9 protein-coding genes are annotated in these 12,270 nt (G+C 68.1%); 7 read left to right on the forward strand and 2 right to left on the reverse strand.

Features of this window, described 5'->3' with window-relative positions:
* The first annotated feature begins 155 nt into the window (after window positions 1-155).
* The 6 genes from AS031_RS00380 to AS031_RS00405 all read left to right on the forward strand — a co-directional run bounded on the left by AS031_RS00380 (window position 156) and on the right by AS031_RS00405 (window position 6,710).
* Entirely contained in the window at window positions 156-1,445 is a 1,290-nt protein-coding gene (locus AS031_RS00380) for an ABC transporter substrate-binding protein (RefSeq protein WP_058266180.1), read from the forward strand.
* A gap of 30 nt (window positions 1,446-1,475) precedes the next feature.
* Window positions 1,476-2,429: a carbohydrate ABC transporter permease gene (locus AS031_RS00385; RefSeq protein ID WP_058266181.1), complete on the forward strand. Its 954-nt coding sequence runs from the start codon at window positions 1,476-1,478 to the stop codon at window positions 2,427-2,429.
* Window positions 2,426-3,343, forward strand: coding sequence for a carbohydrate ABC transporter permease (locus AS031_RS00390; protein WP_058266182.1), 918 nt, complete (start codon window positions 2,426-2,428; stop codon window positions 3,341-3,343). The genes AS031_RS00385 and AS031_RS00390 overlap by 4 nt, the downstream gene beginning before the upstream one ends.
* A 9-nt stretch (window positions 3,344-3,352) precedes the next feature.
* Window positions 3,353-3,979 (forward strand): hypothetical protein, encoded by a 627-nt coding sequence (locus AS031_RS00395; RefSeq protein ID WP_058266183.1) that lies wholly within the window; start codon window positions 3,353-3,355, stop codon window positions 3,977-3,979.
* Window positions 3,980-4,049: 70 nt separating this feature from the next.
* A complete protein-coding gene (locus AS031_RS00400) occupies window positions 4,050-5,333 on the forward strand; it encodes an MFS transporter (RefSeq protein ID WP_058266184.1) in 1,284 nt (427 codons plus the stop codon).
* A 90-nt stretch (window positions 5,334-5,423) separates the two neighbouring features.
* Complete coding sequence (locus AS031_RS00405; RefSeq protein WP_058266185.1) at window positions 5,424-6,710, forward strand: ABC transporter substrate-binding protein; 1,287 nt, start codon at window positions 5,424-5,426, stop codon at window positions 6,708-6,710.
* A 25-nt stretch (window positions 6,711-6,735) separates the two neighbouring features.
* On the opposite strand, the gene AS031_RS00410 is transcribed toward AS031_RS00405, so the two are convergent.
* Together AS031_RS00410 and AS031_RS00415 are read right to left on the reverse strand one after the other, a co-directional pair.
* On the reverse strand, window positions 6,736-10,050 hold the full coding sequence (locus tag AS031_RS00410; protein ID WP_058266186.1) for a family 78 glycoside hydrolase catalytic domain: 3,315 nt from the start codon (window positions 10,048-10,050) through the stop codon (window positions 6,736-6,738).
* Window positions 10,050-11,318, reverse strand: a complete 1,269-nt coding sequence (locus AS031_RS00415) for a Gfo/Idh/MocA family protein (protein WP_058266187.1) — start codon at window positions 11,316-11,318, stop codon at window positions 10,050-10,052. Before AS031_RS00415 ends, AS031_RS00410 begins: the two co-directional genes overlap by 1 nt.
* A gap of 239 nt (window positions 11,319-11,557) precedes the next feature.
* Between AS031_RS00415 and AS031_RS00420 the strand changes: the two genes are divergently transcribed.
* Window positions 11,558-12,211: a YesL family protein gene (locus AS031_RS00420; protein ID WP_058266188.1), complete on the forward strand. Its 654-nt coding sequence runs from the start codon at window positions 11,558-11,560 to the stop codon at window positions 12,209-12,211.
* Window positions 12,212-12,270 lie beyond the last annotated feature (59 nt).

Below are 12,270 nucleotides of genomic sequence, written 5' to 3' on the forward strand. Positions count from 1 at the left end.
CGAGTGGAAGGGGGTGGGAAGGCAGGGCGATTGGAAAACGCTTGCCCAAAGTTCGGAATGCCGCTATTGTATCGTTTCAGAAGCCGTGTAAGCCAGCTCACTACTCACGTTGTAGATGAGATCAGGGATTGCACACATTGAGCAAGGAGGCTCCCGTGATCAACAGAAGGCATTTCCTCACAACCGTCGCCGTCGGCACCGCATCTGCCGGCGTCCTGGCGGCGTGCGGAACCGGATCCAGCACCTCAGGACAGACCGGCTCCGCCGAGAACCCCGTCACCATCAACTACACCTGGTGGGGCAACGACGACCGCGCCGAGCGCACCCGCAAGGCCATTGCCCTCTTTGAATCGAAGAACCCGGACATCAAGGTGAACGGCAACTTCACCGACTTCGCCGGCTACTGGCAGAAGCGCGCCACCGAAGCCGCCGGTGGAGGCCTGCCCGACGTCATGCAGTGGGACCTGTCCTACCTGCGCGACTACGGCCAGCGCAACCAGCTGCTGGACCTCAGCACCGTCAAGATCAACACGGACGCCTTCGAGAAGTCCCTGCTGCCCTCGGGCCAGATCAAGGGCAAGACCTACGGCATCCCCACCAGCACCAACGCCTTCGCCGTCTACTACGACCCCGCCAAGCTGGCCTCCCTGGGCATCGCCGAGCCGGACGGCACCTGGACCTACAAGGAATTCAACGACTTCCTCACCGAAGTGGGCAGCAAGAGCAACGGTGCGCTCTTCGGCGGCACCGACTACACCGGCGTCTGGTGGATGTTTAACGTCTGGCTGCGGCAGAACAACATCGAAGCCTTCACCTCCGAGGGCAAGCTCGGCTTCACCAAGGATGACCTGAAGAAGTGGTGGAACCTCACCGCAGGGCTGCGCGGCACCCCGGCCATCGTCTCCGAGGAGCGGGTCACCCAGCTCGCCCCCAAGTCGCCCTTCGGCTCCAACGTCACCGCCACCGAGGTCACCTGGGACAACTTCATGGCCGGCTACCTCGGCGACAGCGGCGCCAAGGAGCTCAAGCTGGTGCCCGTTCCCTCCGACGACCCGGACAACCTGGGCCTGTTCCTCAAGCCCTCCATGCTCATGGTGGCCAGCGCCAAGACCAAGTTCAAGGACGCCGCCGCCCGGTTCATCGACTTCATGGTCAACGACCCCGAGGTGGGCCAGATCTTCAAGACCTCCCGCGGTGTCCCCGCCTCCAAGACCCAGCGCGACGGAACCACGTTCGAGGGAACCGACAAGATCGTGGTGGACTACGAAACCTCCATCTCGCAGTACCTCAAGGACGCCCCGGAGCCGCCTATCGTCGGCTTTGGCACGCTGGAATCCTCCTTCAAGCGCATCGCCTCGGACCTGAACTACGGCAAGCTGGACATCAACGGCGCCACGGATGCCTGGTTCAAGGAAGCCGAAGACCTTATCAAGCAGAACGCCTGATACAGGCTTCACAACTGACGGACTGGACCTGTGACTTCAAGCCCAACACTGAGCAGGCGTTCGACGACGTCCGGCCCCGCTCCGCTTCGCAAGTCGAGGCAGGGCGGGGCAGACGCCCGCGCCGGCTATACCTTCCTGCTGCCTTGGCTGCTGGGATTCATCGCCCTCACTGTCGGGCCGATGATTTCCTCGCTGTACCTGTCGTTCACCAACTACAACCTGTTCGAGCCGCCCAAGTGGATCGGCCTGGACAACTACACCACCCTGTTCCAGGACGAACGGTTCCTGCAGTCCGTGGGTGTGACGGTGGGCTACGTGGTCTTCGGTACCCCGCTCAAGCTCGCTGCAGCGCTGGCGGTGGCCATGCTGCTGAACAGCAAGCGCCGCGGCCAGGGGTTCTACCGGTCCGCGTTCTACGCTCCGTCCCTGATCGGCGCATCGGTCTCGATCGCCATCGTGTGGAAGGCGATGTTCGGCGACAACGGTCCCGTGGACCAGGGCCTGTCCATCTTCGGGATCAACCTCGGCGGGTGGGTGGGCAACCCCGCCATGACCATGCCGATGTTCATCCTCCTGACCGTATGGCAGTTCGGCGCACCCATGGTCATCTTCCTGGCCGGGCTTAAGCAGATCCCCAACGAACTCTACGAGGCCGCGTCCATGGACGGTGCCGGGCCCGTGCGCAAGTTCTTCAACATCACCTGGCCCATGCTCTCGCCGGTGATCTTCTTCAACCTGCTGATGGAAACCATCCACGCGTTCCAGATCTTCGCGTCGGCGTTCATCATCTCCAACGGTGAAGGCGGACCCGCCGGATCCACCCTCTTCTACACCCTCTACCTGTACCTGCGCGGCTTCAGTGACTTCCGGATGGGCTACGCCTCGGCGATGGCCTGGCTGCTGGTGATCGTGGTGGGCATCATCACCCTGATCTTCTTCCGCACGTCCAAGTCCTGGGTCCACTACAGCGGTGATTCGAAATGACAACCATGGCAACCCCCACCCAGTCCGCGCCGGACGCCACGGCGCCGGTGTACAACCCCAAGTCCGAGTCGGCCGGCGCCAAGCGTGCCAAGAGCATCGCCTTCCATGTCGCTGCCCTGATCCTCACGGCGATCGTGCTGTACCCCGGACTGTGGATGATCGCCTCGGCCTTCAAGCCGAACTCCGAGATCGGCGGCGGCAATACGTCGCTGTGGTCCGAGAACTTCAGCCTCGACAACTTCGTCACGGCCATGGACGGCATCGGCGGCGTGTCCACCCTGCAGTTCTTCACGAACTCGCTGGTCCTGGCCATCGGCGCCGTGGTAGGCACCATCCTCTCGGCCAGCGTGTCCGCCTACGCGTTCGCGCGGATCAAGTTCCCCGGCCGCGGGCTGTTCTTCGGCATGATGATCGCCACCCTGCTCCTGCCGTTCCACGTGGTGATCATCCCGCAGTACATCATCTTCCAGCAGCTGGGCCTGGTGGACACCTACATCCCGCTGCTGATCGGGAAGTTCCTCGCCGCCGACGCGTTCTTCGTCTTCCTCATGGTCCAGTTCATGCGGGGCCTGCCCGCCGAGCTGGACGAGGCAGCAAGGATCGACGGCGCCGGGCACGTACGGATCTTCGGGTCCATCATGCTCCCGCTGATGAAGCCGGCGCTGATCTCCACGTCGATCTTCTCCTTTATTTGGAGCTGGAACGACTTCCTGGGCCCGCTGCTGTACTTGAACACCCCGGAGAAGTACCCGCTCCCGCTCGCCCTGCGCCTCTTCCAGGACCAGACCCAGTCCTCGGACTACGGTGCCATGATCGCCATGTCTGTCCTGGCCCTGCTGCCGGTGCTGATCTTCTTCCTGGTCTTCCAGCGCTACATCGTTGAAGGCGTCTCCACCCAGGGCCTGAAGGGCTAGGAAGGGACAATGAGCGTCATGGACCGCACCACACCCGCCTCCAACCGGCAGCCCATCCGGGTGAACCGGTTCGCCCTGTTCTCCGAAACCCTGCTGGCAGGGGTGCTGGTGCTGCTGCTGTCCCTGCCCCTGGTGACTGTCCCCGCCGCCTATGCGGCGGGGACCGCACACCTGCAGCGCCACCTCGATGGCCGGGACGATTCCGTCCGCGGCCTCTGGGCCACGTTCAAGGCTGCCCTGCCCGGCAGCTGGAAGACCGGCGCACTCACCGCGGCTGCCGCCGTCGTGATTGTCCTGAACCTGCTGCTGGCCTGGGTGGGCCAGCTGCCCGGCCGCGAAGTTGTCCTGCCCGCCACGCTCGTCCTGGCCGGCTGCGGCGCCATTCTCCTGCTGCGCACCGCTTCCGCCTGGGCCGACCAGCCCCACCACGCCACCGCCCGGGAACGCTGGACCTCCGCGCTGGAGACCGGCAAGGCGCTGTCCCTCAAGGACTGGACCGGATCGCTCCTGCTTGCTGCGGCCCTCTTTGGCGCCGTGGTGTTCGTCTGGATGCTCGCGGCGCTGTTCGTGGTGGTCCCGGGCATGCTCATCCTTGCCGCCGCAGCGGTGAAGCTCCGCTCCTCCCACCGACCCTGAGCGGGCGGCGCCGCCGGCGCGCCAGCACGCATCCTTTCCTGCCCCGCCTACAGCCGAGTTGAGCCGCTACGTGCCTTCCGACCGCCCGAATTCCGAGCAGTCCGTCCATCTTTCCCCCGACCACCAGCCGCGCTGGTACCACCCGCTGGCGCGGCATAACTACAGGCTCTTCCTGGGCATGCAGGTGGCCGGCAGCGTGGGTGTGTGGATGCAGCGGCTCGCCCAGGACTGGCTGGTCCTGCAACTGACCGGCAGCCCGGCTGCCGTGGGCGTGGCGGTGGCATTGCAGTTCCTGCCCATGCTGGTGGTGGGTCCGCTGGCCGGCCTGGTGGTGGACCTGTTCCCCAAGCGCCGGATCATGCTGGTGTGCCAGTCAGTGATCATCGTCCTTGCGCTGGGCCTGGCAGCATGGGTGGCCAGCGGGTCCATCACCGTCTGGGCCGTCTACGCCAGCTGCGTGGCACTGGGCATCACCTCTGCCATCGACGGGCCCGCCCGCCAGGTGTTCGTCAATGAGGTGGTGGGGGATGCCTACCTGCGGCCCGCCATCGGATTGAACAACGCCCTGGCGCAGCTGGGCGCCATGGCCGGCCCCGCGCTCAGCGGCGTGCTGATCGCACAGGCCGGCCCGGCGGCAGCTTTTGCCGCTAACGCCCTGATTGGCATGGCGGTCCTTGGCATGATCGCCGCCATCCGGACCGCCGAGCTCCATCCCGGCACGCCCGCGGAACGGGGACGCGGCCAGCTGCTGGCGGGGTTCGCCTACGTCCGGGAACGGCCCCGGCTGCTGCTCCTCATCCTTTTGGCAGGCCTGCTGGGAGCCTTCGGCATGAACGGCCCCGTGGTGCTTGCCGCCTTCGCGGAACGCGTGTGGCACAACGGGGTGGAGGGCTTCGGCCTGTTCAATACCGTCAGCGCGGTGGGCGCCCTGGCCGGGGCGCTGCTGGCGGCGAGGCTGCGCAGCATGGGACGGCGCGGAATCGTCACGGCGGCAGGCCTGTTTGGCTTGTCCCAGCTGGTGGCGGCCCTCATGCCCACGCTTGCGCTGTTTGTTGCGATGCTGGCCGTGGTGGGGCTTATGACGCTCCTGTTCCTCACCAGCGCCGCCACTGCCGTGCAGCTGGAAGCGGGACCTGCCATCCGGGGCCGGGTGATGGCGCTGTACCTGCCGCTGCTGCTGGGCGGACATGCGCTGGGCGGGCTGCTGGCCGGCTGGCTGACAGAGCAGTTCGGTGTGCGGACCGGGCTGGTGGTGACCGGCGGGCTGGGCATGCTCTCCGCCGCCGTGATTGGCCTGCTGCTGTGGCTGCACGGCAGGCCGGACCGGGCCCGGACGGTGCAGCCGCCTGCGTGAGCCTTCCTTGACGTGTGTGCTAGCTCACACCTACGCTGTGGGAAACCGGTTTCTATCAGGTCTCCGCATCCCGCCGTCAAAGGACAAACGATGACGTTCCGCGCCCGAAAGTCACTGCTGCCCCACGCTGCTGCCGCCGCGGCAGCCCTCTCCCTCGTGCTGTCCGGCTGCGGTGCTTCGCCGCAGGAAGCTGACGGGCCGGTGACGCTCCGCTTCAGCTGGTGGGGTTCCGATACCCGCCACAAGATGACGGAAAAGCTCATCGAAGCCTTTGAAGCGGAGAACCCGGACATCAAGATAAAGGGGGAGTACGGCGACTGGAGCGGCTACTGGGACAAGCTGGCAACCCAGGTGGCGTCACAGGATGCTCCGGACATCATCCAGATGGACGCCGCCTACCTGGGCGAGTACGCCGGACGGGGTGCGCTGTTGGAACTGAAGGACGTGGACCTGTCCAAGTTCGACCAGCCCGTGGCTGATTCCGGGACGGTGGACGGCAAGCAGTATGCCGTGACCAGCGGCGTCAACGCCATGGTGGTCCTGGCCAACCCCGCGCTGGTATCTGCCAGCGGCGTAGCCCTCCCGGATGACAAGACGTGGACCTGGGACGACCTGGACAGCACCGCCGCCGCCATCACCAAGGCCAGCCCGGAAGGAGTTTACGGGTCCGGCGAAGTCAACAGCGACGCGGCCGCCAACCTGTGGTTCCGGCAACACGGCAAGTCACTCTTCACCAGCGACGGCAAACTCGGGTTCGACGAGTCGGACCTCGCCGGGTGGTATGAATACCAGGCGAAGATGCGCGACTCCAAAGCCGTCCCGCCGGCGTCCGTCATCACCGAGGACGCCACCGCCTCCATTGACCAGCAGGGCCTGTCCACCAGCCGGTTCGCGATGAACATGTACTGGTCCAACCAGCTGGGTGCCCTCAGCAAGGCTTCCGGGCAGGACCTGGAGATCCGGCGGCCGCCGAGCATCGAGGGCAAGGCTTCAGAGGCCAGGCAGTTCTACAAGTCCTCGATGTTCTGGTCCGCCAGCTCACGGACCAAGCACCCCGCGGAGGCGCAGAAGTTCATCGACTTCGTTACCAACAACGCCAAGGCCGGCGAGATCGGCCTGGCAGACCGGGGCATCCCCGCCAACTCCGACATCCGCGCTGCGGTCACGCCCAAACTGACGCCCGCCGACGCCAAGACCGCCAAGTTCATCGACGAGATTTCCAGCGAACTGGGCGACGCCGTTCCGGTGCCCCCTGCCGGCGGCAGCGCCGCCGTCCAGGCCCTGACCCGCTATTCACTGGAGGTCCACTTCAACCGGCTCTCTCCGCAGGAGGCTGCCAGGAAGGCAGTGGAGGAGGCCAGGAGCGCCATCCAGTAGGCGTCCCTAAGCCTCCCCACGGCCCTCAATCAGATTCCAGGGCGAAGCTCCACGAGCCGGGATGCACGCGGAAGTCTCGGGTGGGGCTGCCGGCCGTTGAGCCGTCCCCGCCTGCTGCTGCCGTGCCGGCGTCCGAAGGGCCAGGCACGACGGCGGCACCCGGCACCGGGCCCTTGACCCGGTAGGTGCCGGCGGGCAGCCGGACCGTGGCTGTGACACCCGCCGGGACCGTGCACTCCAGCTCCAGCGACCGGTTGCGCCGGCGCCAGTCCACAGACACTGCGCCGGAGCCCGCCGGGACCGCGCCCCGGGCGTGTTCCAGGCGGCACAGCGGTGGCTGGATGAGCACGTTCCCGCCGTCCGGGGCCAGGAACCGGACACCGAGCAGGTGGTCGAGGATTTCCTTGATGACGGACGCGGACCAGGCGTGGGACTGGCTGTAATCGGTGCCGTCCACCAAGTCCCAGGCCTCCCACGTGAAGGTGGCACCCCGGTCCAGGAGCCGCGCCCAGCCGGGCTGGTCCCTGGACGTGAAAAGGTCCAGGACCGCGTCCGTCAAGCCCCCTGCCAGCAGCGCCCGGACCAGCCGGTGCACGGTCAGGGGCCCCTGCCGCATGCCCATTCGCGCGAGCCGGGCCGCGTCAGGCGCGACGTCCTGCGGGTCCGTGATGCCGATGGACAGGGGGAACGACGTCGCGTGCTGGGAGGCATGGGTGCTGGGGGAGCCGTCCTCGTGGAGGCCGTCCACCATCACCCCGCCCACCCGCAGCCGCGTGCGGATGGTGCCGGCCAGGGTCCGGGCGGCGCCGGCGTACCGGGCGGCGTCGTCCTCCTGCCCCGCGGCGGCGCAAAGCCTGGCGGTGGCCAGCAGCGCAGAGCAGGCCTGGACGTTGACGGTGGTTTTCGCGGCGCAGTCCATGTCGTAGCCGAACCGTCCCGGGGCCGGCCAGTCCACGATGCCGTGCAGGTAGGGCCCTGAGCCGCCGCCCAGCCTGGTGACCAGTCCCGCCGTCGGGCCTTCCGCCGGAATGTACCGCCGCGCGTAGTCCGCCGTGTCGCACAGGTGCGGGAGCAGTTCACGGACCAGGGCGAGGTCCCCCGTGCGCAGGAAGTATTCCTCGGCCCACTCGGGCAGCATCAGGGAGAAGTCCGGGATGTCCCGCTTGCCGTCCCCGTTGGGGTAGACGGCGTTGTAACGGCCCCGGTCTGCAGCCCCGGTCCAGTACCGGGCCGCGGACCAGGCAAACTCCCGCAGCGCCTGCGCCGTGTAGGCGTGCTCGCCGAACAGGGCCATGGTGGCGTAGGAGATGTTGACGGCGTCCGCCAGGAACTGTCCCTTTTCGCGGGTGGGGGTGTCCACGAACTGTTCCTGCACGCCGTACAGGGCCGAGTCCCGCAGCAGGCCGAATACCGCGTCCAGTGTGGGGTCCGAGCTGCTGAAGCTGCCCTCCGCAGGGTGCTCCCCGTGCACCACCACGGCGCCGAGCCGGGAAACGTCCGCCGCGTCAACGCCGGGCAGCTCCAGGTAGCGGAAGCCAAGGTGGACGCTGGCCCGGTACTGCTGCGGCCCTGCCGACTGGGTGTACGGGAAGGACATGTCCGTGTTCTGGGTGGGCGTCTTCCCGGTGTCCACCCGGCCGTCCCCTCCCAGGGTGTAGCCGGCGCGGATCATGACCGTCCGGCCGGGCACGCCGGCCAGGAAATCCACCGCGGGCCGGCCTGGAATCACCTGCCCGAAATCGGCCACCAGGGTTCCGTCATCGGCGGTGAGGAAGTGCCGCGGTGCCACGAACCTCTCCGCCATCCGGGTCCGGCGCGGGCGGACCCGGGGGACCTCCGGTGTGGGGTGGCTGCCGCAGCTGATGGCCGGCGGCAGCTCCTGCAGCGGAGTGGCAGCAAGGACCGCCGCCGCAGGCCCGTCAAGGTGCTCCACGGGATCACCTTCGTCGTTACGGTAGCCGGACTGGCGGTAGGGGCCTTCGGCGGCACGCCAGCATGCGTGTGAGCCGAACACGTCCCGCCGTCCATCGGCGTAGTCCACGGACAACCGGACCAGGAGCCCGGGCAGGCCCGCGGCCCGGCCCTGTCCCGGGCCGTACCAGTGCAACAGGGCTGCCAGCGGTATGTCCTTGCCTGCAGGCTGGGCGGCGAGGATCCCGGTGACGTCCGCGGCATCGTAATACCCTTCGCCGGGGTAGCCGAAGGACGTGGTGCCGAGGCAGGGGGCGTTGGCGATCCAAAGCTGCGCGTGATGGTTGGCGGCGGCGTAGAGGCGGGCGCGGCGGACCGGCCCGGCGAGGCGGACGGTGGTGCGGAACAGCGTCCACTCGTCCGGCTGCCGGTGCGCGGTGGTGCCGGGCCAGTGCGCCAGGGCGGCGTGTGCCAGGTCTTCGCCGGCATCGAAACGGTGGTCCAGCAGGACAGACCCGGTCTCTCCGTCCTCAACCCGCAGGCAGGCGTATTCGGCCTGGCTGCGCGGGCCCTGGTGGAGGGCCGTCCTGCCTGACGCACCCGCCGGGAGCGGTTCCTCCACGGCCAGCAGTTCGACGCCGTCCAGCGAAACGCGGATAACCTGCCCGTCGTCGGTGACCAGCAGGTCCTGCCAGGAACCGGGAAAGAGGTCCTTGCCGGGCAGGCGTTCCTGATGGACGGCCCGCGTGTGGTCTGCCTGGGCCCTGGCCAGCACGGCAGTCTCAGGAACCGAGGGGGCGGGAAGGTCCCAGGCAGGTGCCCGGCGCAGGAGCACGCTGCCGGAGGAGTCCAGCTCCAGCAGCAGCCCGGTGCCGGGGCCGCTGCCGCGCAGGAGCAGCCCGGCCCGTCCCATGGCAGGCCGGACGCGCGCCTCGAGCCGAAAACTGCGGACGGGAGGGCAGGGGAGCGGCAGGGCGGGGGACCCGGCGACGCGAAGCGCATTGTCCAGGATCTCCAAGGGAGCGCGTCCGCCCGGGGCCCGCCTGATCCAGTCCGCCTCCCAGCCGGTGTCCGTCGGCCCGGTGCTGAACGGTTGCCAGCGCGACCAGCTGCCCTGGACTCCGGCGCCATCGCGGACCCGGACCCGCCAGGCGTAGTCCGCGTCGCCGTCGAGCGCCGGGCCGCCGAACGTGACCTCCGAAAGTGATGTGGACGGGACGTCACCGGAAGTCCATAACTGCCGGTGCCCGGCGTCCCGCACCGCGAGCTCGTAGCCCGACTGCCGGGACGCGGCCGGGACGGCGTCCCCCTCCAGGCAGAGCTGCCAGCTGAAGGCGGGCCGGACGGTGGCGGTGAGGCATTCCGTGAGGCCGTCCGTCATCAGTCCGCCGGCGCGCAGGGCGCCGTGCGCTGCCGCAGTGGCGTCCATCAGGCGGCGGGGACAGGGAAGGACGTCGGGGCGGACACGGCCCAGGGAAGTCCCAGTTCGCTGAAGGTCAGGTGTTCCCGGCCGGCGCGTTCCAGGGCTTCCTCGATGCCGGCCACCACGGCATGGGCGGCCTCGCCTTCGCCCTCCCAGCGGACATGTCCGGCACCGATCGGAGTGGGCAGCGGTGCCGTGCGGACAGCTTCCAGGACCAGCATGAAGGCGCCGCTGTCACGGAGGGAACTCAGCAGCGGAACACCGGCCGTCCGGTGGGCCAGGAGGTTCTCCGCCAGGTCGTCCCGGCCGTAGGTTTCCTCCGTGCGGCCGGCTGCGGTTTCCACCACCAGCCGGTCTTCGGTGTAGTGGAACACGGCGGTTCCGGAGGACCCATGGAGGGTCACGTACGGTTCAACGGATTCGGCGGCGCAGATGGTCAGGGCGCAGGTGATCGGCAGTCCGGCAGTGGTGCGGATGCGGATGACCGAGGTGTCGTCCGACTCGATGTCATTGGCGCGGTAGAGCTCGGTTTCCACCGAGGCAACGTCCGCTGTGGTGCGGGCGCCGGCAATCCGCAGGGCGGTGGCCACGGCGTGCGCCAGCGGGTTGGTGGCCACGCCGTCCACCACGTCCACGCCGTTGATGCTGCGTTTGCCGGCCCAGCGTGAGCGCTTGTAGTAGGCCCTGTCGCGGACCCAGCGGCCGGTGGCGGAAATGCCCTCCAGTGTTCCGAGGGTTCCCGCGGCCAGCTGTTCCCTGATGGCGGCCAGTGCGTGCGAGCCGAGGCTTTGGAACCCGATCTGGACACCGTGCCCGGATGCTGCCGAGACATCGAGCAGCCGGTTGTAGTCGGCCAGCGAAGCCACCGGAGGCTTCTCCAGGTACAACGCGGCGTCGGTGGCCAGGGCCGCCAGGGCCAGTGGCGCGTGCGTCTGGATGGGCGTGGCCACAATGACCACGTCCAGGTCCGCGGTGGCGGCCAGCAGGTCTTCCAGGCCGGTGTGCACAGCGGCCGACGGCGGCACGGACCCGGGTGCCGGCGGCTGCGGGTCCGCAACGGCCACCAGGTCAACGGCGCCTGCAGCCTGCAGCCGCCCAAGGTTGCGGAGGTGGTGGGTGCCGAACCCGTGGACTCCTGCCAGGGCGATCCGCGCCGGGGCGCCGGTGGCGGCGGCCGAGGGACACGCCGCCGTTGACTCCGGCTGTGCCGCCGTGCCCGGAGCTGCCTCCCCGCTGGACGCAGCAATACTGTCAATGCCCGCCGGCGTTCCCATGGCTCTCCGTTTCCGCCCTTCAGGGCATGCGATAACTGGCGCCACCGCTGGGCAGCAAGCGCTTTCCACCAATCAGTGTGCGCCATCCGGAGCCGCAGAGTCCAGCTGTGTAACGATTCAAAAAATGGCTTGACCCGGCCGTTGCCTTGGGTCTAGATTTTCGAGAAACCGATTACCGGCGTGACGCGGACCACTTCCGCCTTCGCCTCTGCAACGATGGAGAAGGGAAGGGATGTGCCATGCTGTCCGGAACCTTTAGTGCTCGGGCCTACTCGTTCTTTGACACCCTCCTGTGGATCGCGTGCCTGAACATGCTGTGGGTGGCCTTCACGCTGCTCGGGCTGGGAGTTGCCGGGGTGGGGCCCGCCACCGCGGCGGCGCATATCCTGGTCCGGCGCCGGGCGCGCGGAGAAGCCGCCCCGCTTCGCGGATTCGCCCGGGAATACGCCCGGAACTTCGGGCGGGCCAACCTCCTGGCCCTGCCCATCCTGGCGGTGTCAGTGGCGCTGGCCGTCAACTGGAACTACTTTGCCGGCGGCCGGGACCTCTTTTCCCAACTGATGGCCGGCGGCATCTTTGTGGCGGCCATCTTCCTGGCCGGCGCCGCCTGCTACGTGTTTCCCATGTATGCCCGGTACGAGCTGCCGCTGCGGCAGTACCTGATGCTCTCCTCCCGGTTTGCCATGCGCCACCTGGCCGGAACGGTGATCCTGCTGTTCGTGACCGCGGCCGTGGCCTATGCCAGCGGTGCCGTCCCCGGGCTGGTTCCGTTCTTCAGCGCCGGCGCCTGGCTGTATGTCACCGGATGGCTCTGCGACCGGTTCTTCACCGCCAATGACGAGTCCGTCGCGGCGGCGGAGGGCCAACCCGTGCCTGCCGTCTCCACCGCCTGAACCGCCGCCCCGCTGCCCGGGCGTCCCGCACGCATGCGCGTGCCCCGCTCCCTCCCAAT

This window comes from Pseudarthrobacter enclensis, assembly GCF_001457025.1.
GTDB lineage: Bacteria > Actinomycetota > Actinomycetes > Actinomycetales > Micrococcaceae > Arthrobacter > Arthrobacter enclensis.